This is a genomic window from Aeromonas sp. QDB31, from assembly GCF_027707605.1.
Taxonomy (GTDB): Bacteria; Pseudomonadota; Gammaproteobacteria; order Enterobacterales; family Aeromonadaceae; genus Aeromonas; species Aeromonas media.
This window is the reverse complement of sequence record NZ_JAPCIX010000004.1, coordinates 43,567-69,659: the sequence shown is the minus strand read 5'-3', so window position 1 is coordinate 69,659 and position 26,093 is coordinate 43,567. Positions and strand designations below refer to the sequence as shown.

Genomic DNA, 26,093 nt, shown 5'->3' with positions numbered 1-26,093 from the left:
ACAAGGGATAGAAATGCATAACGGCGTGATGAAGGCCTGGTTGGAGTCATCTCACCTGGCTGGTGCGAATGCAAGCTACATTGAGGATTTGTACGAATCCTTCCTGGAAAACCCCGACTCCGTGGCCGAAGAGTGGCGCAGCCTGTTTAGCGAGCTGCCCCAGGTCAATGGCCATGCAGTTGAACAACCCCACTCTCAGGTTCGCGACTATTTCCGCCGCCTGGCCAAGGATCCCTCCCGTTACAGCGCGCCCGTTTCCGATCCCCAGGTGGATGCCAAGCAGGTGCGGGTACTGCAGCTGATCAACGCCTTCCGCTTCCGCGGTCACCAGAATGCCAATCTGGATCCCCTCGGCCTCTGGACCCGTGAAACCGTTGCCGAGCTCGACCCGGCATTTCACAACCTGCAGGGCGCAGACATGGATGCCACCTTCAATGTGGGCTCCTACGCCATCGGTCGCGAGACCATGGTGCTCTCCGATCTCTACGCCTCGCTGAAGAAAACCTACTGCGGCAGCATAGGTGCAGACTACATGCACATCACCTCTACCGAGGAGAAGCGCTGGCTGCAAGATCGTCTTGAATCCATCGAAGCCAAGGGCAACTACAGCACCGAGGAGAAGACCCGCTTCCTCGAGAGCCTGACCGCCGCCGAAGGGCTGGAAAAATACCTGGGCGCCAAGTTCCCAGGGGCCAAGCGTTTCTCCCTGGAAGGGGGCGATGCCATGGTGCCCATGCTGAAAGAGCTTATTCGCCGCGCCGGTGAGCAGGGTTGCAAGGAGGCCGTCATCGGCATGGCCCACCGCGGTCGCCTCAACGTGCTGATCAACGTGCTGGGCAAGCGTGCCCAGGATCTGTTCGACGAGTTCGCCGGCAAGCACGGCGAGTCCTGGGGCACAGGGGATGTGAAGTACCACATGGGCTTCTCCTCCGACTTCGCCACCCCGGGCGGCAACGTCCACCTGGCGCTGGCCTTCAACCCGTCCCACCTCGAGATCGTCAACCCCGTGGTCATCGGCTCGGTGCGTGCCCGCATGAACCGTCGCGGTGACAAGGATGGCTCCAGTGTGCTGCCCATCACCATCCACGGTGACTCCGCCATCGCGGGGCAGGGTGTGGTGGCAGAAACCTTCAACATGTCCCTGACCCGTGCCTACGGCGTCGGCGGCACTGTGCGCATCGTCATCAACAACCAGGTGGGTTTCACCACCTCCTATCAACGTGACCTGCGCTCCACCGAATATTGCACCGACATCGCCAAGGCGGTGCAGGCGCCTGTGCTGCACGTCAACGGGGATGACCCTGAAGCCGTGGTGCTGGTGACCCAGATTGCGCTGGATTATCGCAACACCTTCAAACGCGACGTGGTGATCGAGCTGGTCTGCTACCGTCGTCACGGCCACAACGAGGCTGACGAGCCGAGTGCGACCCAGCCGCTGATGTACCAGAAGATCAAGCAGCACCCGACTCCGCGCAAAATATATGCCGATCAGCTGATTGTCGAAGGCACCATCACCCCTGAGCTGGCCACCTCCCTGGTCAACGACTACCGCGATACCCTGGATCGGGGCGAGCGGGTGAGCAAGGAGTGGCGTCCCATGGAGCTTCACTCCGTGGACTGGACCCCTTATCTCGGTCACGACTGGGCCATGCCCTATGACAGCACAGTGCCCATGGATCACCTCAAGTCCCTCGGCGAGCGCATCAGCCAGTACCCGGCGACCCATGTGCTGCAGCGCCAGGTCGAGAAGATCTACGAAGACCGCCGCCTGATGGCCGCCGGCGAGAAGCTGGTTGACTGGGGCTTTGCCGAGACGCTGGCCTACGCCACTCTGGTGGACAAGGGTGCACGCATCCGCTTCACCGGGGAAGATTCCGGCCGTGGCACCTTCTTCCACCGCCACGCCGTGCTGCACAACCAGACCGATGCGAGCACCTACACCCCGTTGTGCAACCTGCACGACGAGCAAGGTCCGTTCGAGATCTACGACTCGGTGCTGACCGAAAACGCGGTACTGGCGTTCGAATATGGCTACGCCAGCGCCGAGCCGGCCGGTCTGACCATCTGGGAAGCCCAGTTCGGCGACTTCGCCAACTGCGCCCAGGTGGTGGTGGATCAGTTCCTCTCCTCCGGCGAGCAGAAGTGGGGCCGGATGTGCGGTCTGACCATGCTGCTGCCCCACGGTTACGAGGGCCAAGGCCCTGAGCACTCCTCCGCCCGTCTGGAGCGCTATCTGCAGATGTGCGCCCAGCACAACATGCAGGTGTGTGTGCCCTCCACCCCGGCGCAGGTGTTCCACATGCTGCGTCGCCAGGTGGTGCGCCCGATGCGCCGTCCGCTCATCGTGATGACGCCGAAATCCCTGCTGCGCCACCCGCTGGCGGTCAGCAAGCTCGACGAGCTGGCGGAAGGCACCTTCCAGAATGCCATCGGCGAGATCGATGCGCTGGATCCGAAGGGCGTCAAGCGCGTGGTCTTCTGCTCCGGCAAGGTCTACTACGACCTGCTCGATGCCCGCCGCAAGGCTGAGCAGCAAGATGTCGCCCTGGTACGGATCGAGCAGCTCTACCCCTTCCCGGAAGAGGAAGTGCGCGCCATCCTGGCCGACTATGCCCACGTCACCGACTTCGTCTGGTGTCAGGAAGAGCCGCAGAACCAGGGCGCCTGGTACAGCACCCGTCATCACTACGACAGCGTGCTGCCAAGCCATGCCCGTCTGCGTTACGCCGGTCGTCCGGCCTCGGCCTCACCGGCCGTCGGTTACATGTCTGTCCACGCCAAGCAGCAGAAAGCCCTGGTGGAAGACGCGCTGACCCTGGAATAAACGAGTTGTGAAGGGGAGGGGGCTTTGTGAAGCCGACCCTCTCCGTCTCTGGAACAAGCCTGCTGGCCAAGAAGTAACAAGGAACTGATTACATGACTATCGAGATCAAGGTACCGGACCTGCCGGAATCAGTGGCAGACGCCACCATCGCCACCTGGCACAAGAAACCGGGTGATCTGGTTGCCCGTGACGAAGTGCTGGTTGACATCGAAACCGATAAAGTCGTGCTGGAAGTCCCCGCGCCGGAAGCCGGCGTACTGGGTGACATCCTGCAACTGGAAGGCGCCACCGTGCTCTCCCGTCAACTGATCGCCATCCTCAAGGCGGCCCCGGTGGCCGGTGAAGAGACCAAGGAGAAGCCGGTGGACGTGGCGACCGATGACGCTGCCGACGGTTTGAGCCCCTCCGTGCGCCGCCTGGTGGCCGAACACGATATCGACGTGGCCAAGCTGACCGGTACCGGCAAAGGTGGTCGTGTCACCAAGGAAGATGTGGACGCCTTCATCAAGAACCTGAGCAAGCCGGCAGCCCCCGCCGCCGTGGCAGCCGCACCGGTTGCGCCCATCGCCCCCCTGGCCGGTCGCACCGAGAAGCGTGTGCCCATGACCCGTCTGCGCAAGCGCATCGCCGAACGTCTGCTGGAGGCCAAGAACACCACCGCCATGCTGACCACCTTCAACGAGATCAACATGGCGCCCATCATGAAGCTGCGCAAGCAGTACGGCGAGATCTTCGAGAAGAAGCACGGCATCAAGCTCGGCTTCATGTCCTTCTACGTGAAGGCGGTGGTGGAATCCCTCAAGCGCTACCCGGAAGTGAACGCGGCACTGGACGGTGACGACATCGTCTATCACAGCTACTTCGACGTCAGCATCGCCGTCTCCACCCCCCGTGGGTTGGTGACCCCGGTACTGCGTGACTGTGACAACATGAGCCTGGCCGACATCGAGAAGGCCATCAAGGATCTGGCGGGCAAGGGCCGTGACGGCAAGCTGACCGTGGATGAACTGACCGGCGGCAACTTCACCATCACCAACGGCGGTGTGTTCGGCTCCCTGATGTCCACCCCCATCATCAACCCGCCCCAGAGCGCCATCCTGGGGATGCACAAGATCCAGGACAGACCCATGGCCGTCGACGGCAAGGTCGAGATCCTGCCGATGATGTACCTGGCGCTCTCCTACGATCACCGCATCATCGACGGTCGCGAGTCGGTGGGCTTCCTGGTCTCCATCAAGGAGCTGCTGGAAGACCCGACCCGTCTGCTGCTGGATGTCTGAACAAGAGTGACTGAAAGATAACGAGGGGCCGCCCAGGCCCCCATTCACAGGGGATTGAGAAACACGAGCCCCGGACGGAAATACCTACAACACGGATAGAGCATCTATGAATCTGCATGAATATCAGGCAAAACAGCTGTTTGCCGAGTATGGCCTGCCGGTCTCCGAAGGTTATGCCTGCGCTACCCCGCAGGAAGCGGCCGAAGCGGCCGACAAGATTGGCGGCAACACCTGGGTCGTCAAGTGCCAGGTCCACGCCGGTGGCCGTGGTAAGGCGGGCGGCGTCAAGCTGGCCAAGAGCAAGGACGAGATCCGCGCCTTCGCCCAGAACTGGCTCGGCAAGAACCTGGTGACTTATCAGACTGACGCCAACGGTCAGCCGGTCACCAAGATCCTGGTAGAGTCCTGCACCGACATCGCCAAGGAACTGTATCTGGGCGCCGTGGTTGACCGTGGCAGCCGCCGCGTGGTCTTCATGGCCTCCACCGAAGGTGGCGTGGACATCGAGAAGATCGCCCACGAAACCCCGGAACTCATTCACAAGGCCGCCATCGATCCCCTGGTGGGCCCGCAGGCTTATCAGGCCCGCGAGCTGGCCTTCAAGCTGGGTCTGGTTGGCGATCAGATCAAGCAGTTCACCAAGATCTTCATGGGTCTGGGCCAGATGTTCCTGGATTGCGACTTCGCCTTGCTGGAGATCAACCCGCTGGTGATCACCGACAAGGGCAACCTGCATTGCCTGGACGGCAAGATCAACATCGACGCCAATGCCCTCTACCGCCAGCCCAAGCTGCGCGAGATGCACGATCCCTCCCAGGATGACCCCCGTGAAGCGCACGCCGCCCAGTGGGAGCTGAACTATGTGGCCCTCGATGGCAACATCGGCTGCATGGTCAACGGCGCGGGTCTGGCCATGGGCACCATGGACATCGTCAACCTGCATGGCGGCTCACCGGCCAACTTCCTGGACGTCGGCGGCGGCGCCACCAAGGAACGCGTGACCGAGGCCTTCAAGATCATCCTCTCCGACAGCAAGGTGCAAGCCGTGCTGGTCAACATCTTCGGCGGCATAGTGCGCTGCGACATGATCGCGGAAGGCATTATCGGCGCGGTCAAGGAAGTGGGGGTCAAGGTGCCCGTGGTAGTGCGTCTGGAAGGCAACAATGCCGAACTGGGTGCTCGTAAACTGGCCGACAGCGGCCTCAATATCATCGCCGCAACGAGTCTGACTGACGCAGCTCAGCAAGTGGTTAAAGCAGCGGAGGCCAAATAATGAGCGTTCTGATCAACAAAGACACCAAGGTGATCTGCCAGGGCTTCACCGGCGGTCAGGGTACTTTCCACTCCGAACAGGCGATTGCCTACGGTACCCAGATGGTCGGCGGCGTGTCCCCGGGCAAGGGTGGCACCACTCACCTGGGCCTGCCGGTGTTCAACACCGTTCGTGACGCCGTCGAAGCCACCGGCGCCACCGCCTCCGTCATCTATGTTCCGGCCCCGTTCTGCAAGGACGCCATCCTGGAAGCGATCGACGCTGGCATCAAGCTCATCGTCACCATCACCGAAGGCATCCCGACCCTGGACATGTTGCAGGTCAAGGTGAAGCTGCAGGAAACCGGCGTGCGCATGATCGGCCCCAACTGCCCGGGCGTCATCACCCCGGGTGAGTGCAAGATCGGCATCATGCCGGGTCACATCCACAAGCCGGGCAAGGTGGGCATCGTCTCCCGCTCCGGCACCCTGACCTACGAAGCGGTCAAGCAGACCACGGACGAGGGCTTCGGCCAGTCCACTTGCGTCGGCATCGGTGGCGACCCCATCCCGGGTTCCAACTTCATCGACATCCTGGAGATGTTCCAGAACGATCCCAAGACCGAAGCCATCGTGATGATCGGCGAGATCGGCGGCAGCGCCGAGGAAGAGGCCGCGGCCTACATCAAGGCCCACGTCACCAAGCCGGTGGTCTCCTACATCGCGGGCGTCACCGCCCCGGCTGGCAAGCGCATGGGTCATGCGGGCGCCATCATCGCCGGTGGTAAAGGCACGGCCGCAGAGAAATTTGCCGCCCTGGAAGATGCCGGCGTGAAAACCGTGCGCTCCCTGGCCGATATTGGCAAAGCCCTGCGCGAAGTAACTGGCTGGTAAGTTCTTTAGCCTGTTATCTCAGATAGCAAAATGCCGCCCTAGGGCGGCATTTTTTATGAGCGCGGGTTTATGCCGTTTGGTACCCACCGGCATCATGTTCCGTTTGTCGGTTGGTGCCGGAAGGATGGTTCCAGATCCGGTCTGATGAAAGATAACCTGAGGCTTCAGTGAAGTAGGCCCCGGGGAAGCGGCCAGGGCTGTGCACTTAATCTGTTAAAACAGACATCTCCTGCTGGTCGTTCTGTGACATGGTGGCAGCAAAGTTATTGCGACCACCTCCTTTGCCGTAAGCAGGCTCCATTCCTCCTGATGGGAGGGCACCTCCAGCGGCGGGCGCTTCTCCCGGGATCACCGACGAGGAGCAGGACGTGAGCAATAGCGATGCAGCTATTAGCAATGCAAGTTTCAACGTCTTCATGGCAACGTCCTCTGTCCAGCTAATGGGCTGGGCTTGCGAGTAATCAGTTTAGATCTTGTTGCCGGGGCAGAGTGCATCAGCATTGACTCACGTTGTAGCCATTGGAGGCTTGCCGATGGAAATTTTGCATCAATTCAATGACAAGAACATCATGGCAAATTTGCCAAAAAATTCGTGGAAGTCGCTAAAGGTGCATTGCTTCCGCTTCTTTCGGCGTCAAAACCAGACCCCTCGGGCAGGGGGCTAATTGGCAGTGGGTGTAGTCCATCTTCCTTGAAAAATCGGACCATAAAGGGTATAACCACGCGCTTTACTGGTCTATTGAGCGAGCCCTTCCATGCAGCGAGTCGAGAAAATGCAGCCAACTCCTTTTTGGCAGGAGAAGACCCTGCAGCAGATGACCATGACGGAGTGGGAGTCACTGTGCGACGGCTGCGGCAAATGCTGCCTGAACAAGCTGATCGACGAGGACACCGAGGAGCTGGTGTTCACCAATGTGGCCTGCAACCTGCTCAATACCAAGACCTGCCAGTGTTCCGACTACGGCAACCGTTTCAAGAAAGAGCCGGACTGCCTGCAGATCACCTTCGACAAGATTGCCGAGTTCGACTGGCTGCCGTCGAGCTGCGCTTACCGCCTGCTGGCAGAGGGGCAGAGCCTGCCTGAGTGGCACCCGCTCATCACCGGCAGCCGCAGCGCCATGCATCAGGCCGGTCAGTCGGTGCGCGGCAAGGTGGTGCACGAGGCCCATGCCGGCGACTGGATCGATCACATCATCACCTGGGCCAGTTAAGCCGCAGCCGACAACAGAGTATCCAGATGCCGCAGGGGCAGGGGAGTCGGACTCCTCTGCCCCTGTTGCTATGGGTATATAGAACGATCAGTTTTAAGGCCTGATGGCAGTGGAAACACGATGTTGCACTCAGGGGATAGAGCGCGCGTCATCCTCTCTCGGGGTCGCGTGCTGAAGCCGGAGGGTGATAAGAGCGACCGCTTGCCACCATTAAGCCCGCCAGCGCCCGCCAAATCGCTTTTATGACCAGGGGCAGGGGAGTTTACACTCCTCTGCCCCTGCTGCTTTCTGGCGCCTCACAGCGGGACACCAGGCCCCTTTCCTTCACACTGACCCCTCTCCCGAGAGTAAAGAAACCAACCCTGGCGTGCTGGGGCTACGTTGGCTTTGCGGCAGCGAGTCTGACTGCGCTTTTCTGAATGGGAGGTTGGGCAGAGGATGTATATCTAAAACCGCGGGGGAGAGCGGTGATCGCCAGCAAACAGCCATAAAAAAACCGGCGCCTTGGCGCCGGTTTTTGTTCACCGAGACTCTATTACAGAGAAGCGGTGAAGGTACGGGTGATGACGTCTTGCTGTTGCTCTTTGGTCAAAGAGTTGAAGCGAACGGCATAACCGGATACGCGGATGGTCAACTGCGGATATTTTTCCGGGTTTTCCATGGCGTCCAGCAGCATTTCACGGTTCATCACGTTGACGTTCAGGTGCTGACCACCTTCCAGGTTGGACTCGTGATGGAAGTAACCATCCATCAGGCCGGCCAGGTTGGCTTTCTGGGCTTCCATGTCTTTGCCCAGCGCGTTCGGCACGATGGAGAAGGTATAGGAGATACCATCTTTGGCGTAGGCGAACGGCAGCTTGGCAACGGACGTCAGGGAAGCAACGGCACCCTTCTGATCACGACCGTGCATCGGGTTGGCACCCGGGCCGAACGGCGCACCGGCGCGACGACCATCCGGGGTGTTACCGGTCTTCTTGCCGTACACCACGTTGGAGGTGATGGTCAGCACGGACTGGGTAGCCACGGCACCACGGTAGGTGTTGAGCTTCTGAATCTTCTTCATGAAGCGCTCGACCAGGTCGCAGGCGATGTCATCGACGCGAGCGTCGTTGTTGCCGAACTGCGGGTACTCGCCTTCGATTTCGAAGTCGATGGAGACGCCATCGGCATCACGTACCGGCTTGACCTTGGCGTACTTGATGGCAGACAGGGAGTCAGCGGCTACGGACAGACCGGCGATACCGCAAGCCATGGTGCGATAGACGTCACGGTCGTGCAGCGCCATCAGGGAGGCTTCGTAGCTGTACTTGTCGTGCATGTAGTGGATGATGTTCAGGGCGGCGACATACTGCTTGGCCAGCCAGTCCATGAAGTGATCCAGTCTGTCCATCACGTCGTTGTAGTCGAGGTACTCGGAGGTGACCATTTCGGTCTTGGGACCGACCTGGATCTTGAGCTTCTCGTCCATACCACCGTTGATTGCATACAGCATGGTCTTGGCCAGGTTGGCACGGGCACCGAAGAACTGCATCTGTTTGCCGACGATCATCGGGGACACACAGCAAGCGATGGCGTAGTCATCGTTGTTGAAGTCCGGACGCATCAGGTCGTCGTTCTCGTACTGAACGGAAGAGGTCTCGATGGATACCTTGGCACAGTACTTCTTGAAACCAACCGGCAGCTTCTCGGACCACAGAATGGTCAGGTTCGGCTCAGGGGACGGGCCCATGGTGTACAGGGTATTCAGCATACGGAAGCTGTTCTTGGTGACCAGGGTACGGCCATCAACGCCCATACCGGCCAGGGTCTCGGTGGCCCACATCGGGTCGCCGGAGAACAGTGAATCGTATTCCGGGGTACGCAGGAAGCGAACCATACGCAGCTTCATGACCATGTGGTCCATCAGCTCCTGGGCTTCTTGCTCGGTGATCAGACCCTTTTGCAGGTCACGCTCGATGTAGATGTCCAGGAAGCTGGAAGTACGACCGAAGGACATGGCCGCGCCGTTCTGGGACTTGACCGCCGCCAGGTAGGCGAAGTAGGTCCACTGGACGGCTTCTTTGGCGGTCTTGGCCGGTACGGAAATGTCGCAGCCATATTTGGCAGCCATCACCTTCATCTGGGCCAGGGCACGGTGCTGCTCGGAGATCTCTTCGCGCAGACGGATGGTGGCTTCCAGGTTGACACCGTTTTCCAGATCGGCCTGCAGGGACTTGAACTGGGCCAGTTTGTCGGCCATCAGGAAGTCGATACCGTACAGGGCAACACGACGGTAGTCACCGATGATACGGCCACGGCCGTAGGCATCCGGCAGACCGGTGATGACGCCGGACTTGCGGCAGTTCAGGATGTCTTTGGTGTAGACGTCGAACACGCCCTGGTTGTGAGTCTTGCGGTACTCGGTGAAGATCTTCTCGACCATGGGGTCAAGCTGGCGACCGTACACTTCGCAAGAGGTCTTGACCATCTTGATACCGCCGTTGGCGATGATGGCGCGCTTGAGCGGTTTGTCGGTCTGCAGACCAACGATTTGCTCCAGGCTCTGGTCGATAAAGCCGGCATCGTGAGCGGTAATGGTGGAGGGCAGGTCGGTATCAAAATCGACCGGCGCGTGGGTGCGGTTCTCGATCTTGATGCCTTCCATGACCTTGTCCCACAGCTTGGTGGTAGCTTCGGTCGCGCCAGCCAGGAAGGACTCGTCACCTTCATACGGGGTGTAGTTCTTCTGGATGAAGTCACGGGTGTTGACAGAGGTCTGCCATTCACCGGCTGCGAAGCCTTCCCATGCTTTTTGGAACTGTTCGTTAAGTTCTGCCATTTTCATTACCTCTCAAGGTATTTATGTGTCTGCCGCCATCCTTAATGATGGCGACGGAAGATAAACCAGTAAGTCAGCCCAACCATGACGCCACCACCAATGATATTACCTATGGTGACAGGGATGAGGTTGTGCAGGACGAAGTTGGACACGGTCAGGTCGGCAAAGGTTGCCGGATCCTGGCCGATGGCCTGCCAGAATTCCGGGCTCGCGACGCTGTGGATGGCGATACCGACCGGGATCATAAACATGTTTGCGATGCTGTGCTCAAAACCGGAGGCCACGAACATGGCGACGGGAAGCAGCATCACCATCACCTTGTCGGTGGCGCTGCGGGCGCCGAAGGCCATCCACACGGCGAGACACACCATGAGGTTGCAGAGGATGCCAAGGGCCACGGCCTCGAAGAAGGTGTGATGGATCTTGTGCTGGGCCACTTTCATGGCGTTCAGCCCCCACTGACCATCCGCTGCCGTGTATTCCGCCGACATGATGATGAGCGCGACTATGATGAGACCGCCGATGAGGTTGCCGAAGTAGACCAGTCCCCAGTTCTTGAGCAACTGGGCCCAGCTGATGCGATTCGCCGCCTTGGCTACCAGGGTGAGGGTAGTGGAGGTGAACAGTTCGGCGCCGAGCAGCACGCAGAGGATGAGACCGAGGGAGAAGCAGATGCCGCCCACCAGCTTGGACATGCCCCAGGCCATGCCGCTTGAGCCCGTGGTGACGGTGATATAGAAGACGAAGGCGATGGAGATGAAGGCGCCAGCGGTGATGGCCAGGGGAATGACCTTGTATGCGGGCTTGGTGGCCTTGGCATAGGTAATGTCTTCGGCCAGGGCGGCGATGGCTTCGGGCTTCAGACAATCAAAGGGAGATTCTGCTTTCAATTCTCAGTACCTGCATATTTTGCCTGTGGAAATCATAACAAAGGGGCTGATCCCCAAAATTGACTCCGATCAAGAATTACAGATTGTGAATGTAATTTTACTACAGGTTTTTTATTCATCCGGAAGCTTGACTTTACACCAGGTTTCAGGTGAAACAGAAGGTGGTGTGTTTTTAATTTCATGATTTTTAAGAGTTTATATCTGCTGCATCAAAAAAGGCACTGGCAATGCACCTTTGAGGCCGCCGTGCACGATGAACTTCAAATTGACAACCCCCTAAGAGGTATTTTTTGTTATTTATTTCATCTTTGAGTAGTGGCCAGCAAAAGCGTAGACCATAAAACAGAAGGGGCCATCAGGCCCCTTCGTCACACTGGCATGTCAACGCCATGTATGGATTCGTTTGGCTTTTTGCAGCTTCTCGTAGGCTGCCAGCAGTTTCTGATGCAGGGGGAACTGGGACAGGGATAGATCCGCAGTCTCCAGACCATGGAAGCGTGCCTCGCCGCGGGCATGGGCCCAAGCCTCGGCCAGGGTCTCTTCCCCGAACATGCGGGTGAACACCGGGCGGTACTGCTCTGGATCACGCTCTTCATCCAGGAACAGCTCGACGCAGGCGCGCAGGGCACGGTAGTAGTTCGCGCGATCGGCCGGGAACACCGACTGGTTGAACTCCATGGTCCAGTCGATGAGATCCAGTGCGCTCTCCAGGTCACCTGCGGCCAGGGCCAGCATGGCCTTGAGTTCACCGATCCGCAGGGTATGCAGGGCGGAGCCCTTGGCGGCGGCGATGCCGAGCAGCTCACGGACGCGGGTGCGCTCGTCGTGCCCCTCTTCGTCCAGCTGATCGAACAGCGCCATGTACTGTTCCGCGTTCCACTCCAGGGACGGCAGCGCCAGGATCACTTCCCGCAGGTGGGCGCCCATGGTGTTGTTGGCCAGCAGCAGATCCTCGACCGGATAGATGTCGGACATGCCCGGCACCAGGATGCGGCAGGCGTAGACGCCGAGGTGCTCGTAGTCGGCGATGTAGACCGGTTGCTCCAGCTCGTGGAAGATGCCGATCAGGTGATCGAACTCCTGCTGGGAGGTGCCACGGAAGTCCCAGTCGGCAAATTCGAAGTCGGACTCCTGCTTGAACAGATCCCAGCTGATGAGACCGGAGGAGTCAATGAAGTGAGTTTCCAGGTTGTGGTGATCCGCCACCTGCTCGTTGTCGAATGACGGCGGCACGAATACGTCCAGATCCTTCAGGCCACGGCCCTGCAGCAGCTCGGTGACGGTCCGCTCGAACGCCACTTCGAAGCGCGGGTGGGCGCCGAAGGAGGCAAAGCAGGTGCCATTGCTCGGGTTGAGCAGCACCACGCAGATGACCGGATAGCGTCCGCCGAGCGAGGCATCGAAGCTGTAGATGGGGAAACCTTCGGCCTCCAGCGCCTCGATGGAGGCCTTGATGCCGGGATAGCGGGCGATCACCTCGCTCGGGATCTCGGGCAGGCTCAGGGCCTCGGCGATGATCTTGTTCTTCACGTGGCGCTCGAACACCTCGGACAAGCCCTGGGTGCGGGCCTCGGTCTTGGTGTTGCCGGCGCTCATGCCGTTGGAGACATAGAGGTTGCCGATGATGTTCATCGGGATGTAGACGGTCTGATGATCGGACTGGCGCTCGAACGGCAGGGCGACGATGCCACGCTCCTCGTTGCCGGACTGCAGGTCCACCAGCATGTCGGCGGTCACTTCGCCGTCCGGGTTGTAGAACTTGCGGGTGAAGCTGTCGAGCAGACCGGCAGGCAGTTGGTCACCCTGGATGGGGAACCACTTCTCGTTCGGGTAGTGGACGAAGTCACCGTTCGCCACCTGCTCACCCAGATAGAAGTCGGCAAAGAAGTAGTTGGTGGAGAGACGCTCGAAATACTCCCCCAGGGCCGAAGCCAGGGCAGCCTTCTTGCTGGCTCCCTTGCCGTTGGTGAAGCAGAGGGCGCACTCTTTGTCCCGGATGTGCACGGACCAGACGTTGGGCACGGGGTTGAGCCAGGAGGCCTCTTCGATATCAAAGCCCAGGGCCTGCAGCTTGGTCTGGAAGCGTTCGATGGAGTCTTCCAGCGCCGCGTCCTTGCCGGGAATAAAAGTGTGGTCGGTCATCACAATATCCTGATTTTTATTGGCTCATGTTCGGTCGCAGATAATAGCATGAGTGGCGGGAAAAGCGGCCAGGACAATCCCATTCCAGGTGCGGGTCAGGGGGCTGTCGGTGGCCTGAATAGGCTGGGTTATTAGCTCTCCTGAACAACATTAAGAAAAAGTAGTTTTTTTTATGTCATGCCGTCGCCCATCATGGGGTCGACTTGTTTCTTCGTGGTGACAAGCATCACGGGCCTGCCCTCCGGGCATGGGGTATGTGGCCTCGTCTGCCGTTATTGCCTTCACCACGGATCATTTATTGGGAGTTGCTATGCCATTCATGACACCACAGATTGATGCCAGGGTGACCAGGCTGGCCCCGGGATTCCGGGCCCTGAGCATTCAGGTCGACGGGGCCAGCATCGTCGATCGCAACGTCGGCGCACAAGCGCTTGCGCGGGCCTGCCAATCCGTCGCGGCGGGCGGTGCCCCCTGGGCACAGGCGCATCTGTCCGCCTGGGGCGAGGTGTTCAAACGCTTCGGTGCCAAGCCCCAGCGCACCCCCTGCTCGGCACAGGCGCTGCTCAAGCGGGTGCAACGCGAGGGCAGCCTGTCCTGCATCGATCCCGTCGTCGATCTCTACAACGCCATCAGCATCGAGTACGCCATCCCCGTCGGTGGGGAGGATCTCACCGCATATGAAGGGTCGCCCCGGCTGATCATTGCCGATGGCACCGAGCTGTTTGACACCATGAAGGAGGGGGCCCCTGCCCACGAGACCCCCGAACCTGGCGAGGTGGTCTGGTGTGATGACAGAGGCGTGACCTGTCGCCGCTGGAATTGGCGTCAGGGGACCAGAACCCGGCTCAGTGCTGAGTCCGGGCAGATGTGGTTCATTCTGGAGAGCTTGCCTGAAATGCCGCTGGCGGCACTGCAGGAGGCCGGTGATCGGCTGGTAGAGGGGTTAAGGCAGATGATGCCGGGCGCCCGGATAGAGAGCGTGCTGATAGGAAACCCCGGCGGGGCATGAGGAGAACATAATGGCCACCCTGGGTGGCCATTTTTATACGTGCTGGTGGGACGTCGTGGGACGAAGCTTCCATCTCGTTATCAGCCGATCAACTTGAGCCCCAGGATACCGCCGATGATCAGCAGCAGGCAAAGCACACGGGCCAGGGTGGCCGGTTCGTTGAACAGCCAGATCCCCATCAGCACGGTACCGACCGCGCCTATGCCGGTCCAGACCGCGTAGGCGGTGCCAAGGGGCAGCTGCTTGACCGCCATGGCGAGCAACAGCACGCTCACCCCCATGGCAGAGAGAGTCAGCAGGGTAGGGAGGGGACGGCTGAAACCGTCGGTGTACTTGAGGCCGATGGCCCAGGCGACCTCGAACAGGCCGGCCAACAGCAGGAGTAACCAGGGCATATGAGTATTCCAGGCGGGGCAGGGTCGTCCCTGCGAGTCAAGAAGGCCTTGGGGTCGTCCCCAGGGGGCAGTGGTTGCCAGTCGGACATCATGATGCCTGACCGATGGGGAGTCCGCCAAGCGCGGTAGCCCGGAACCCATGGTTATTGCGGCAAATGACACAGAATATTGCGCAATTCGACTTGCGCCCGTCGCCACAATCCGTAATGTGGACAGACGCATTAATTACACATCATGCTTGTGACCAATTTGTGAACGGCCCCCCGTCCGGCAAGGGATCACGGCATATGAGACTTCATTTTTACAGCAGCTATCCAGGGTAGGACATTATGAAAAAAGTTGGTTTGGTCGGTTGGCGTGGCATGGTGGGTTCGGTACTGATGAGCCGGATGCAGGAAGAGAAGGATTTTGCCCGCATTCAACCCACCTTCTTCACCACCTCCCAGGCCGGTGAGGCCGCCCCCAATTTCGGCGTCGATGCCGGCACCCTGCAGGACGCCTTCGATATCGAGGCGTTGGCCGCGCAGGAGATCATCATCACGGCTCAGGGTGGCGACTACACCAAGGATGTCTATCCCCGTCTGCTGGCCGCCGGCTGGCAGGGTTATTGGATTGATGCCGCCTCCTCCCTGCGCATGGAGAAGGACGCCGTCATCATCCTGGATCCGGTCAACGGCGACGTGATCGACGAGGCGCTGGACAAGGGGATCAAGACCTTCGTCGGCGGCAACTGCACCGTCAGCCTGATGCTGCTGGCCCTGGGTGGCCTGTTCAAGGCCGATCTGGTGGAGTGGGTGAGCGTGGCCACTTATCAGGCCGCATCGGGCGGTGGCGCGCGTCACATGCGCGAGCTGGTCACCCAGATGGGGCTGCTGCGCGACGAAGTGGCGGTAGAGCTGGCAGATCCTGCCTCCGCTATCCTCGACATCGAGCGCAAGATCACCGAGAAGACCCGCTCCGGCACCCTGCCGGTGGACAACTTCGGCGTACCGCTGGCCGGTGGCCTCATCCCTTGGATAGACACCAAGCTCGACAACGGTCAGAGCCGCGAAGAGTGGAAGGGGCAGGCCGAGACCAACAAGATCCTCGGTATCGAGAACGCCGCCATTCCGGTGGATGGTCTGTGTGTGCGCATCGGTGCCCTGCGCTGCCACAGCCAGGCCTTCACCATCAAGCTGAAGAAAGATGTGCCGCTCCCCGAAATCGAGGCCCTGCTGGCCGCCCACAACGACTGGGTCAAGGTGATCCCCAACGATCGCGACATCACCGCCCGCGAGCTGACCCCGGCCGCCGTTACCGGCACCCTCAGCATTCCGGTAGGCCGTCTGCGCAAGCTCAACATGGGCCCGGAATACCTGGCGGCCTTCACCGTGGGTGACCAGCTGCTGTGGGGCGCCGCCGAGCCGCTGCGCCGCATGCTCAACATCCTGCTGGCGCGCTGACAGGGATAGCTCGCAAGAGCACACAATAAGGAAGGCCTGGCCTTTCTTATTGTGTCGACATATCGAGCGACATAAAAAACGGCATCCTTGCGGGATGCCGTTTTTCAATTTATCCAGTTTGACTCTTACATGTTCTGTGCTTCGTTTGGCACGATGACAGAGGCGTGATTTCCTTTCGGCCCCTGCTGCAGTTCGAAGTTGACTGCCTGACCCGCTTTCAAGGTCTTGTAACCTTCCATTTGAATCGTGGAGTAGTGAGCGAAGATGTCTTCACCACCGCCTTCCGGACAGATAAACCCAAATCCTTTTGCGTTGTTGAACCACTTGACTGTTCCGGTTGCCATACATCTACATCCTTTTATTGATTACCCTGAAGTCGTTGAGTAACCTGCGCCAGCCTTATATAACTAGAGCATCACCCCGTAGCAGACGGGCGCCGATTAGCAAGTAACCAATCTAGTCCAACTTTTAAGCGAGTCAAGAAGTTGTTAACAACCGATGTGATCTGGTTAACAAGTCTATTGACAATCTTGAGCGAGACGGTAGTAATCTAGAGGTACCAAAGCGCAATTATGAGCAAGCAGAAAGAACTCTTTGCTAATGAAGAGATTGCAGAAGCAGAGAAAACGAAGCTGCAACCGCCACCCATGTACAAGGTCGTCTTGAACAACGATGACTACACACCGATGGAGTTCGTGGTGGAGGTGCTGCAAAGGTTCTTTGGTATGGATCTGGAGAAGGCCACTCAGGTCATGCTGAGCGTGCATTATAGTGGTAAGGGAGTCTGCGGCACATTTACCGCCGAGATTGCCGAGACCAAAGTGGTCCAGGTCAACACCTATTCACGTAACAACGAACATCCACTGCTATGTACCATGGAAAAGGCTTGAATCTGATGACTTGATGGCGATAACGACACCGCATTGTGGCTGTACTGAGGGGAGGTGCCTATGTTGAACAAAGATCTAGAAAAGACGCTGAACGAGGCTTTCAAGCTGGCCCGTGACGAGCGCCACGAATTCATGACCGTCGAGCACCTGTTGTTAGCCCTGCTGGATAACAGTTCAGCCCATGAGGCGCTGAATTCGTGTGGTGCGGATGTGGAGCAGATGCGCAAGGAAATACGCGCCTTCATCAATCAAACGACCCCGCTCATCCCCCGTGATGACGAAGACAGAGAAACCCAACCGACCCTTGGCTTCCAGCGCGTGCTGCAACGTGCCGTGTTCCATGTCCAGTCGTCGGGCAATACCGAGGTGAGCGGTGCCAATGTGCTGGTCGCCATCTTCAGCGAGCAGGAGTCCCAGGCCGCTTACTTCCTGAAAAAAGCCGAGATCAGCCGGCTGGATGTGGTGAACTTCCTCTCCCACGGGGTGCGCAAAGACAGCAAGCCCGAGAGTGGCGGCAATAATGCCGAGTCCGATGACGAGGTCTCCTCCGCCCAGATCGAGAGCTTTGCCACCAACCTCAACCAGCTGGTACTGGAGGGGCGCATCGATCCGCTGATCGGTCGCGATCAGGAGCTGAGCCGCACCATTCAGGTGTTGTGCCGTCGCCGCAAGAACAATCCCTTGCTGGTGGGGGAGGCTGGTGTGGGCAAGACCGCCATCGCCGAGGGGCTCGCCTATCGTATCGTCAAGGGTGACGTGCCCGAGGTGATAGCAAACAGTACCATCTATTCTCTGGACATGGGTTCCCTGCTGGCAGGGACCAAGTACCGTGGTGACTTTGAGAAGCGTCTCAAGGTGCTGCTCAAGCAGATCGAGCGTCAGGAAGGGGCCATCCTCTTCATCGACGAGATCCACACCATCATTGGGGCGGGTGCAGCCTCTGGCGGTCAGCTGGATGCGGCCAACCTCATCAAGCCGCTGCTCTCCAATGGTCTGCTGCGCTGTGTGGGGTCAACCACCTATCAGGAGTATTCCCAGATCTTCGAAAAAGATCGGGCTCTGGCGCGCCGCTTCCAGAAGATCGACATCGTCGAGCCGAGCATAGATGACACCACCCGCATCCTGATGGGGCTCAAGAGCCGTTATGAGTCTCACCATGGCGTGCGCTACACCGTCAAGGCCATCCGCGCTGCGGTCGAGCTCTCCGCCAAGTACATCAATGACCGCCACCTGCCGGACAAGGCCATCGACGTGATCGACGAGGCGGGGGCGGGGCAACGTCTGCTGCCGGTCAGCAAGCGTAAAAAAGTGATCAATGTGCCGGAAATCGAGGCCATAGTCGCGAAGATTGCCCGCATCCCGGAGAAATCAGTCTCCTCCTCCGACAAGGAGGTACTGAAGAACCTGGAGCGCAACCTCAAGATGGTGGTGTTCGGCCAGGACAAGGCCATTACCGTATTGACCGACGCGATCCGACTGTCGCGTTCCGGCCTTGGCAACGAGCGTCGCCCTGTGGGCTGCTTCCTGTTTGCCGGCCCGACCGGGGTGGGCAAGACCGAAGTCACCCAGCAGCTCGGCAAGGCGCTCGGGGTCGAGGTACTGCGCTTTGATATGTCCGAATACATGGAGCGCCATACCGTCTCCCGCCTGATCGGGGCGCCTCCCGGCTATGTGGGCTTCGAGCAGGGGGGCTTGCTGACCGACTCGGTGCTCAAGCATCCCCATTCGGTGGTGCTGCTGGACGAGATCGAGAAGGCGCATCCGGATGTCTTCAACTTGTTGCTGCAAGTGATGGACAACGGCACCCTGACGGACAACAACGGACGCAAGGCCGATTTTCGCAACGTGATCCTGGTGATGACTACCAACGCGGGCGTGCAGGAGACCCAGCGCAAGTCCATTGGCTTCCAGCAGCAGGACATGAGTCACGACGCCATGGCGGTGATCAACAAGACGTTCAGCCCGGAGTTTCGCAACCGGCTCGATCACACCATCTGGTTCAACCATCTGGACATGGCGGTGATCCATCAGGTGGTCGACAAGTTCATCGTCGAACTGCAGGTACAGCTGGATGCCAAAGGGGTATCACTGGAGGTATCTGAAGAGGCGCGCCACTGGTTGGCCGAGAAGGGTTATGATCGGGCAATGGGTGCAAGACCCATGGGACGGGTCATTCAGGAGCACCTCAAGAAGCCGTTGGCCAATGAGATCCTGTTCGGCTCACTGGTCGATGGCGGAGTAGTGAGAGTGGAGCTGGTGAATAACAGCCTCAGCTTTGACTTCCAGGTCAATGTTGAAGCTGTCTCTCACTAAATGTGATTGAGGCCAGAAACGACAAAAAACCCCAACCGCGAGGCTGGGGTTTTTTGCTGAATTCCTGGCTTAGCGAGAGCGGAAAACAATACGTCCCTTGGAGAGATCGTACGGAGTCAGAGCCACCGTTACTTTGTCCCCAGTCAGGATACGGATGTAGTTTTTGCGCATCTTGCCGGAAATATGAGCGATAACCACGTGACCATTTTCCAGTTCCACACGGAACATGGTATTGGGCAAGGTTTCGAGAATGGTACCCTGCATCTCAATACTGTCTTCTTTAGCCATTGAATCCTCTTGATAAGCCACAACAAAAAACCGCTGGATCATGCCGGATTTAAGGCTATGTGTAAAGTTTACTCGGGCTTGGTGTCGATATTTTTCCATTCTCCCTGCACCAGCAGCTCGTGGGGAAGGTACTGGCGCTTGTAATTCATCTTGCGGCACGCCTCCACCAGATAGCCCAGATACAGCCAGCTGCGACCGGTGCGCCTGGCCAGTTCCAACTGGCTCAGAATGGCAAAGGTGCCCAGAGAGCGGTCGGCATAATCGGGATCGAAAAAGGTATACATGGCGCTCATGGAGTGGGGGAGCAGGTCCGTGGTGGCCACCCCGATGAGGCGTCCCTCCTTGCGTATCTCCATGTAGAGCGGTGGCATCCAGTCGCAGTGCAGGAATCCCTTGTACTGGGTGCGGCTCGGTGGGTACATGCTGCCATCGTGGTGGCGCTCGCGGATGTAGCGCTCATAGAGCTGGTAATACTCGGGTTTGTCGTCGTAGCTCAGCACCAGCTCGAGATCCCGGTTCAGCTGACGAACGCGTTTCTGGCCGCGGTTAGGCACGAAACGCTCGCTGTGGATGCGCAGTGACTGGCAGGCGCTGCAGGCCGGGCAATGGGGGCGATAGATGTCGTTGCCACTGCGCCTGAATCCCGCCGTCAGCAGCCGCTCGTAACCGGCCGCATTGAGCAGCTCATGATCCATCAGTACCAGCAACTGCTCCTGCTCATGGCCGAGGTAGCTACACGGGTGTCTGGGGGTCAGGCCTACCTTGAGGATCACTTCTTCGGTCATAGGCTGATTCTCCTCTGCTGCCAGCAACCGTCTTGCAGTGGTTGCTTGATCAGGCTCGCCAATGTGGTCAGAAACCGGCTTCTTGGCCACTCCTGGACTCCCAGGGTGGCCAGGAAGTCGTTCTGCATCTGGCAGTCGATGAGGGCACCCCCATGGCGTGCGAAGTGGCGACAGAGCGCCACCATGGCCAGTTTGGCGCCGTTATCGATGCGGCTGAACATGGATTCACCGCAGAAGAGGCGGCCAAGGGAGAGACCATAGAGCCCCGCCTGCAACTGACCATCCTGCCAGATCTCGACGGAGTGGGCATGGCCCAGGCGGTGCAACTGCCGATAGGCGTCGATCATGGGGGCGCTTATCCAGGTGCCGCTGGCGCTGCGACGGGGGGCGGCGCAGGCCGCTATCACCTCATCGAAGGCATGATCGATGGTAATGTCGAAGGGGGTGCGGCGCAGATACTTCTGCAGGCTGCGCCCTATGTGCAGCTCATCGGGCACTATCACCCCCCTGGGATCCGGCGACCACCACAGCAGCGGCTGATGTGGCTCATTCCACGGAAAGATCCCGCTGTGATAAGCTGCCAGCAAACGGGCAGGGGAGAGATCTCCCCCAATCGCCAGCAGGCCATTGGGTTCTTCCAGCGCATGGCTGGGGGAGGGAAACCAGCACAGCTCATCATCCAGTTCGGTGAGATAGCGAGACATAAGACAGAGGTTCACAGATGAAGGCCATTATCCTGATAGTATCCAGCTTGCTGGGCTTTGTCACGGCGCCCGCCTGGGCTGCACCCTACGAGCGCAATACGGCTCGCCCCGTCGATCAGGTGGTGTTTGGCCAGGTGGACACGGTGCGCAACATCACCCAGCGCCAGGTGCTGGAATCCGAGCATACCGGCTGGAAAACCCTGGGTGGCGCCGTGCTGGGGGGACTGCTTGGCAACCAGTTTGGCGGCGGTCATGGGCGGGAGATCGCCACCGCCGTGGGGGCACTGGCGGGGGCTGCTGCGGTGCAGCACTACCAGTCCGGTGGCAGCGTGGTGGAGAACCAGCTGGTGGAGCTCTTGATCCGCAATGAACAGAACGGGCTCATCAACGTTATCCAGGACTACGATCCGGCCATGGTGTTTGCGAGCGGAGACAAGGTGCGCATCCTCTATTTCAGCGATGGGGTGCGGGTCGACAAGACCTATTGAGGAAACCCGTGAGCGGGTAGAGTGCAATCAGAAGGGGGAATAACCCGGCGGCCGCAAGGGGCGCCGGGCGGTACTACACGGAGTGTCTCTTTCGAGACTCGCTCAGGCGTCCTGGCAGACTATTTTGTCGCGACCTGTGTTCTTTGCCTGATACAGCTGGCGATCTGCCTCACTCAGCGCCTCGTCCATGGAGAGCCGCCCGACCTTGATGACGCCAAAGCTGGCGCGCACAAAGAGCGGTACTTCCCGTGACAGCGGCTGCTGACGCAGCTGTTGCCGCAGCCCTTCCAGCCGCTTGAGCAGCACGGGAACCGGACAGTGGGGCACCATCAGGGCAAACTCCTCGCCACCGAAACGGGCTATCATGGCATCCGGGAAGAACTGGGTGAGCAGCCGGGTCAGGTGGCAGAGCAACTGATCGCCGATGGCATGGCCCCAGTGATCGTTGACCTGCTTGAAATGATCCACGTCCAGCACGCACAGGGCGAGCTGCGCCTGCTGACGTTGATGCTCTTCGAACCACTTCTGCCCCTCGTTGAACCAGTAACGCCGGTTGTAGAGCCCGGTCAGGTAGTCGCGGTTGGCCGATTCCTGGATGTTGTTGAACTGCTCGAGCGCCTCCAGATTGTGGCTGACCCGGCACTGCAGCTCCTCGGGCTCGAACGGCTGGTTGAGAAAGTCGTTCGCCCCCTGCTTGAGGTAGCGGGCAGAGAGGCCGTGCTTGTCCGACACCGAGATGCCGATGATGGCGAGCTGCTGCTTGCTGTAACGCTCACGCAGCATCCGCACCAGGCTGATGCCGTCTATCTCCGGCATGTAGTAATCCACCAGCATCAGGCGAATGGCCGGGTGCTGCTCGAGCAGGGCCAGGGCATCCCGGGCGCAGGTTGCCTCGTGCACCAGCAGCAGCTGTTTGCGCAACTGGGCAGCGGTGCGATGGCGGGAGGTGCGGGAGTCATCGACCACCAGCACCTCGATAGCCTGATTGAGGTAGAGGCGGTGCACCAGGCTGACGGCGTATTGCAGGGAGTGGCGTGAATCCTTCATCACGTAATCCAGCACACCGGCCTCCAGCCAGGCTTCCCGTTTCTCCTCGCTGATGTCGGCGGTGAGGATCACCACGGGCAGACCACGTTCCAGCAGCACATTGACGGCTTCTCCACTCGGGGCATCCGGCAGGGTGAGATCCACCAGGGCGACCACGTACTCTTCGCCCTGACAGTCGCGGGCGCCTTCAAGGGTATCGAACGCATCAATCTCCAGCCCGGTTTGTTGCGAAATGGCCTGAGTCAACATGCGGCGAATCGTCAGGCTGTCTTCCACAATCAATATTTTCCGTTTCATCCGGCTCCTTAAAAGAAAAGGGCATGCCACTTGGCATGCCCTTTATATCCTTGTGCTTATTGTGCGTCCAGATATCGCTCGGCATCCAGGGCTGCCATGCAGCCGGTACCGGCTGAGGTGATCGCCTGACGGTAGACGTGGTCGGCCACGTCGCCGGCGGCAAACACGCCCGGGATGCTGGTCTGGGTCGCGAACCCTTCCAGGCCGCCACGCACCTTGAGGTAGCCGTTTTCCATCGCCAGCTGGCCTTCGAAGATCTGGGTGTTGGGCTGGTGACCGATGGCGATGAAGACCCCCATCAGCGGCAGCTCGGAGGTGGAGTCGTCCCGGGTGCTGCGCAGGCGCACGCCGGTCACGCCCATGTTGTCACCCAGCACCTCGTCCAGGGTCTGGTGAGTGTGCAGCACTATGTTGCCGCTCTCGACCTTGTCGTGCAGACGTTTGATCAGGATCTTTTCGGCGCGGAACTCGTCGCGGCGATGGATGAGATGCACCTTCTTGGCGATGTTGGCCAGATAGAGCGCCTCTTCCACGGCGGTGTTGCCGCCGCCGACCACGGCCACTTCCTGGTTGCGATAGAAGAAGCCGTCACAGGTGGCACAGGCGGAGACGCCACGGCCCTTGAAGGCCTCTTCGGAAGGCAGGCCCAGGTACTTGGCGGAGGCGCCGGTGGCGATGATCAGCGCGTCGCAGCTGTATTCACCGTTGTCACCCTTGAGGCGGAACGGGCGCTGGGTCAGCTCCACTTCATTGATGTGATCAAACAGAATGCGGGTATCGAATTTTTCCGCATGCTCTTTCATGCGCTCCATCAGGGCCGGGCCGGTCAGCCCTTCCGCGTCCCCTGGCCAGTTTTCCACCTCTGTGGTGGTGGTCAGCTGACCACCTTGCTGCATGCCGGTGATGAGCAGGGGATTGAGGTTGGCGCGGGCGGCGTAGACGGCGGCGGTATAACCCGCCGGGCCGGAGCCCAGGATCAGCAGTTTGCTATGAGTAACTTGGCTCATGATGTGATTTCCGAGACGTGATGAGTTTGCGCGATTGTAGGTAATTCGTGATCCGGGGTCAAAGGCCAGGGCATCGATTGTGGCAATCGCCAAAGAGAGGAAAGGATGGCTGGATTTGAGCCATAAAAAAACCGCCCATCGCGGGCGGATTTTCACTCATCGACGCTCCCTGGCGGGGGCGGGATCAGTTCAGCAGGGTCAGGGGATCCGTGTAGGCCAGGTTGTGCGCCACGGCGACCTCCTTGCAGGTGATCTTGCCCGCCATCACGTTCAGGCCGTGCAACAGGTGGGGATCACTGAGCAGTGCGCCGCGATAACCCTGTTCCGCCAGCTTGATGATGAAGGGCAGGGTGGCGTTGTTGAGGGCCACGGTGGAAGTGCGGGCCACGGCGCCCGGCATGTTGGCTACGCAGTAGTGCACCACCTCGTCGACGATGAAGGTGGGATCCTCGTGGGTGGTGGCGTGAGAGGTCTCGACGCAGCCACCCTGATCGATGGCCACATCCACGATGGCGGAGCCCGGCTTCATGCGCGCAATGTGGTCACGGCTGACAAGTTTTGGCGCAGTGGCGCCCGGTACCAGCACGCCGCCGATGACCAGATCCGCCGCCAGCAGGTGGCGCTCCAGGGTCTCGCGATTGGAGTAGACCACCTTGGCCGCCCCCTGGAACTCGCTGTCGAGACGACGCAAGGTGTCGATGTTGTTGTCGAGTATGGTCACGTCGGCACGCAGGCCGATGGCCATGCGGGCTGCGTTGGAACCCACCACGCCACCACCGATGATCACCACCTTGGCCGGTTCGACGCCGGGTACGCCGCCGAGCAGCACACCGCTACCGCCGCGGGACTTCTCCAGCGCCTGGGCACCGGCCTGAATAGACATGCGTCCGGCCACTTCCGACATGGGGGCCAGCAGGGGCAGGCCGCCACGGCCGTCGGTGACGGTCTCGTAGGCGATGCAGACGGCGCCGCTGTCGACCAGCTCCCGGGTCTGGGCCAGGTCTGGCGCCAGGTGCAGGTAGGTAAAGAGGGTCTGGTCCGGGCGCAGCATGGCGCGCTCGACCGCCTGGGGCTCCTTGACCTTGACGATCATCTCCGCCTTGGCGAAAACGTCTGCCGCGGAGGCCAGAATTTCGGCTCCGGCAGCCAGATAATCTGCGTCACTGAAGCCAATGCCATTTCCTGCGCCGCTTTGGACGAAAACGGTATGGTTTCGTGCTGTCAGTTCACGTACACTGGCCGGAACCATGCCTACGCGATATTCATGGTTTTTTATTTCCTTAGGTACACCGATAATCATGCTATCCCTCGTCTATCGATTGGTGGTTTATGTTGCCCAGATGTTAAGCAACATTTGCGCCTAGTATATTCAGGTATTGACAGGATTTGTGACCATTATTATAAAATGACTGGTGATTCTTACCAAAAAATAGCCAAAGGATGGAATTAAATGATGGAAGCTAAGAGTCGGCTAAAGGATTTGGACAGGATTGACCGCAACATTCTGAATGAACTGCAAAAGGATGGCAGGATTTCGAACGTTGAGTTGTCCAAACGAGTTGGCCTGAGTCCCACACCGTGTCTGGAACGGGTTCGTCGCCTCGAGCGTCAAGGCTATATCGAAGGATATGCCGCTATTCTGAACCCTCATTATCTGGATGCGTCTCTGCTGGTGTTCGTGGAAATTACCCTCAATCGTGGCGCCCCCGACGTGTTCGAACAGTTCAACAAGGCTGTTCAGGTGCTCGAAGAGATCCAGGAGTGCCATCTGGTGTCAGGTGATTTCGACTATCTGCTCAAGACCCGCGTCAGCGACATGTCGGCCTACCGCCGCCTGCTGGGGGAAACCCTGCTGCGTCTGCCCGGCGTCAATGACACTCGCACCTATGTGGTGATGGAAGAGGTCAAGCAGAGCAGTCGTCTGGTGATCAGCACCCGATAAGCGGGATTGTGCTGTGACTTGCATGCACCACGACGAGTCACGATAGTCAGAAACGAGCGGCCGGTCCGCTCGTTTCTTCTTATTACTGTATTCATGGCCCCGCCCTCAGGCACTGGCTGACAATCGGTGGGCTTTTCAGGGATACTAGGCCCCCTATCCCCGCATTACATGTTTTC

General features: G+C 59.4%; 23 protein-coding genes. 11 read left to right on the top strand and 12 right to left on the bottom strand.

All coding sequences use genetic code 11. The annotated features are described in order from the left end of the window. The first annotated feature begins 13 nt into the window (after positions 1-13). From sucA to sucD, 4 genes are all read left to right on the top strand, one after another. On the top strand, positions 14-2,824 hold the full coding sequence (gene sucA, locus PG898_RS05600; RefSeq protein ID WP_270824452.1) for a 2-oxoglutarate dehydrogenase E1 component: 2,811 nt from the start codon (positions 14-16) through the stop codon (positions 2,822-2,824). A 92-nt stretch (positions 2,825-2,916) separates the two neighbouring features. Beyond that, positions 2,917-4,104, top strand: coding sequence for a 2-oxoglutarate dehydrogenase complex dihydrolipoyllysine-residue succinyltransferase (gene odhB, locus PG898_RS05595; RefSeq protein ID WP_005326941.1), 1,188 nt, complete (start codon positions 2,917-2,919; stop codon positions 4,102-4,104). A gap of 106 nt (positions 4,105-4,210) precedes the next feature. Next, on the top strand, positions 4,211-5,377 hold the full coding sequence (gene sucC / locus PG898_RS05590; RefSeq protein ID WP_005326943.1) for an ADP-forming succinate--CoA ligase subunit beta: 1,167 nt from the start codon (positions 4,211-4,213) through the stop codon (positions 5,375-5,377). After that, complete coding sequence (gene sucD / locus PG898_RS05585) at positions 5,377-6,249, top strand: succinate--CoA ligase subunit alpha (RefSeq protein ID WP_042649072.1); 873 nt, start codon at positions 5,377-5,379, stop codon at positions 6,247-6,249. Before sucC ends, sucD begins: the two co-directional genes overlap by 1 nt. Before the next feature lie 205 nt (positions 6,250-6,454). On the opposite strand, the gene PG898_RS05580 is transcribed toward sucD, so the two are convergent. Beyond that, the gene (locus PG898_RS05580; protein ID WP_152565409.1) at positions 6,455-6,667 is read right to left on the bottom strand and encodes a hypothetical protein; all 213 of its coding nucleotides are present in this window, start codon (positions 6,665-6,667) and stop codon (positions 6,455-6,457) included. Between the two features lie 355 nt (positions 6,668-7,022). Here PG898_RS05580 and PG898_RS05575 point away from each other — a divergent pair, with 355 nt between their 5' ends. Further along, positions 7,023-7,460, top strand: coding sequence for a YcgN family cysteine cluster protein (locus PG898_RS05575; protein WP_041205904.1), 438 nt, complete (start codon positions 7,023-7,025; stop codon positions 7,458-7,460). Between the two features lie 535 nt (positions 7,461-7,995). Here PG898_RS05575 and pflB read toward each other — a convergent pair. The 3 genes from pflB to ycaO form a co-directional block, all read right to left on the bottom strand. Then, positions 7,996-10,278, bottom strand: coding sequence for a formate C-acetyltransferase (gene pflB / locus PG898_RS05570; RefSeq protein WP_043132174.1), 2,283 nt, complete (start codon positions 10,276-10,278; stop codon positions 7,996-7,998). 41 nt (positions 10,279-10,319) lie between these two features. After that, entirely contained in the window at positions 10,320-11,168 is an 849-nt protein-coding gene (gene focA, locus PG898_RS05565) for a formate transporter FocA (RefSeq protein WP_043132117.1), read from the bottom strand. 381 nt (positions 11,169-11,549) lie between these two features. Continuing rightward, positions 11,550-13,310 (bottom strand): 30S ribosomal protein S12 methylthiotransferase accessory factor YcaO, encoded by a 1,761-nt coding sequence (gene ycaO / locus PG898_RS05560; protein WP_043132116.1) that lies wholly within the window; start codon positions 13,308-13,310, stop codon positions 11,550-11,552. A 310-nt stretch (positions 13,311-13,620) separates the two neighbouring features. On the opposite strand from ycaO, the gene PG898_RS05555 reads away from it, so the two are divergent. Next, a complete protein-coding gene (locus tag PG898_RS05555) occupies positions 13,621-14,319 on the top strand; it encodes a B3/B4 domain-containing protein (protein WP_043132114.1) in 699 nt (232 codons plus the stop codon). A gap of 80 nt (positions 14,320-14,399) precedes the next feature. Here PG898_RS05555 and sugE read toward each other — a convergent pair whose 3' ends face one another. Then, positions 14,400-14,714: a quaternary ammonium compound efflux SMR transporter SugE gene (gene sugE, locus PG898_RS05550; RefSeq protein WP_043132113.1), complete on the bottom strand. Its 315-nt coding sequence runs from the start codon at positions 14,712-14,714 to the stop codon at positions 14,400-14,402. 329 nt (positions 14,715-15,043) lie between these two features. Between sugE and asd the strand changes: the two genes are divergently transcribed. Then, positions 15,044-16,156 carry an aspartate-semialdehyde dehydrogenase gene (gene asd / locus PG898_RS05545; RefSeq protein WP_043132112.1) on the top strand — a complete coding sequence of 371 codons (1,113 nt, stop codon included), beginning with the start codon at positions 15,044-15,046 and terminating at the stop codon, positions 16,154-16,156. A 125-nt stretch (positions 16,157-16,281) separates the two neighbouring features. On the opposite strand, the gene cspD is transcribed toward asd, so the two are convergent. Further along, positions 16,282-16,500, bottom strand: coding sequence for a cold shock-like protein CspD (cspD, locus tag PG898_RS05540; protein ID WP_005300025.1), 219 nt, complete (start codon positions 16,498-16,500; stop codon positions 16,282-16,284). A 228-nt stretch (positions 16,501-16,728) separates the two neighbouring features. Here cspD and clpS point away from each other — a divergent pair, with 228 nt between their 5' ends. Together clpS and clpA are read left to right on the top strand one after the other, a co-directional pair. Beyond that, positions 16,729-17,046, top strand: a complete 318-nt coding sequence (gene clpS, locus PG898_RS05535; protein ID WP_005325410.1) for an ATP-dependent Clp protease adapter ClpS — start codon at positions 16,729-16,731, stop codon at positions 17,044-17,046. Between the two features lie 60 nt (positions 17,047-17,106). Next, positions 17,107-19,359 (top strand): ATP-dependent Clp protease ATP-binding subunit ClpA, encoded by a 2,253-nt coding sequence (gene clpA, locus PG898_RS05530; protein ID WP_043132110.1) that lies wholly within the window; start codon positions 17,107-17,109, stop codon positions 19,357-19,359. Between the two features lie 69 nt (positions 19,360-19,428). Here the strand turns inward: clpA and infA are convergent, their stop codons facing one another. The 3 genes from infA to aat all read right to left on the bottom strand — a co-directional run bounded on the left by infA (position 19,429) and on the right by aat (position 21,136). Continuing rightward, complete coding sequence (gene infA, locus PG898_RS05525) at positions 19,429-19,647, bottom strand: translation initiation factor IF-1 (protein WP_005300033.1); 219 nt, start codon at positions 19,645-19,647, stop codon at positions 19,429-19,431. Between the two features lie 68 nt (positions 19,648-19,715). Next, positions 19,716-20,432 (bottom strand): arginyltransferase, encoded by a 717-nt coding sequence (locus PG898_RS05520; protein WP_042650310.1) that lies wholly within the window; start codon positions 20,430-20,432, stop codon positions 19,716-19,718. Continuing rightward, positions 20,429-21,136 (bottom strand): leucyl/phenylalanyl-tRNA--protein transferase, encoded by a 708-nt coding sequence (gene aat / locus PG898_RS05515; protein WP_043132108.1) that lies wholly within the window; start codon positions 21,134-21,136, stop codon positions 20,429-20,431. Before aat ends, PG898_RS05520 begins: the two co-directional genes overlap by 4 nt. A gap of 17 nt (positions 21,137-21,153) precedes the next feature. Here aat and PG898_RS05510 point away from each other — a divergent pair, with 17 nt between their 5' ends. Then, a complete protein-coding gene (locus PG898_RS05510) occupies positions 21,154-21,624 on the top strand; it encodes a glycine zipper 2TM domain-containing protein (protein ID WP_043132106.1) in 471 nt (156 codons plus the stop codon). Between the two features lie 102 nt (positions 21,625-21,726). On the opposite strand, the gene PG898_RS05505 is transcribed toward PG898_RS05510, so the two are convergent. The 3 genes from PG898_RS05505 to ald form a co-directional block, all read right to left on the bottom strand. After that, entirely contained in the window at positions 21,727-22,968 is a 1,242-nt protein-coding gene (locus PG898_RS05505; RefSeq protein WP_043132104.1) for a diguanylate cyclase, read from the bottom strand. Positions 22,969-23,024: 56 nt separating this feature from the next. Next, the gene (gene trxB, locus PG898_RS05500; protein ID WP_043132103.1) at positions 23,025-23,975 is read right to left on the bottom strand and encodes a thioredoxin-disulfide reductase; all 951 of its coding nucleotides are present in this window, start codon (positions 23,973-23,975) and stop codon (positions 23,025-23,027) included. A gap of 184 nt (positions 23,976-24,159) precedes the next feature. Further along, on the bottom strand, positions 24,160-25,275 hold the full coding sequence (gene ald, locus PG898_RS05495; RefSeq protein WP_043132101.1) for an alanine dehydrogenase: 1,116 nt from the start codon (positions 25,273-25,275) through the stop codon (positions 24,160-24,162). Positions 25,276-25,425: 150 nt separating this feature from the next. On the opposite strand from ald, the gene lrp reads away from it, so the two are divergent. Next, positions 25,426-25,917 carry a leucine-responsive transcriptional regulator Lrp gene (lrp, locus tag PG898_RS05490; protein ID WP_005300047.1) on the top strand — a complete coding sequence of 164 codons (492 nt, stop codon included), beginning with the start codon at positions 25,426-25,428 and terminating at the stop codon, positions 25,915-25,917. Positions 25,918-26,093: the final 176 nt, after the last annotated feature.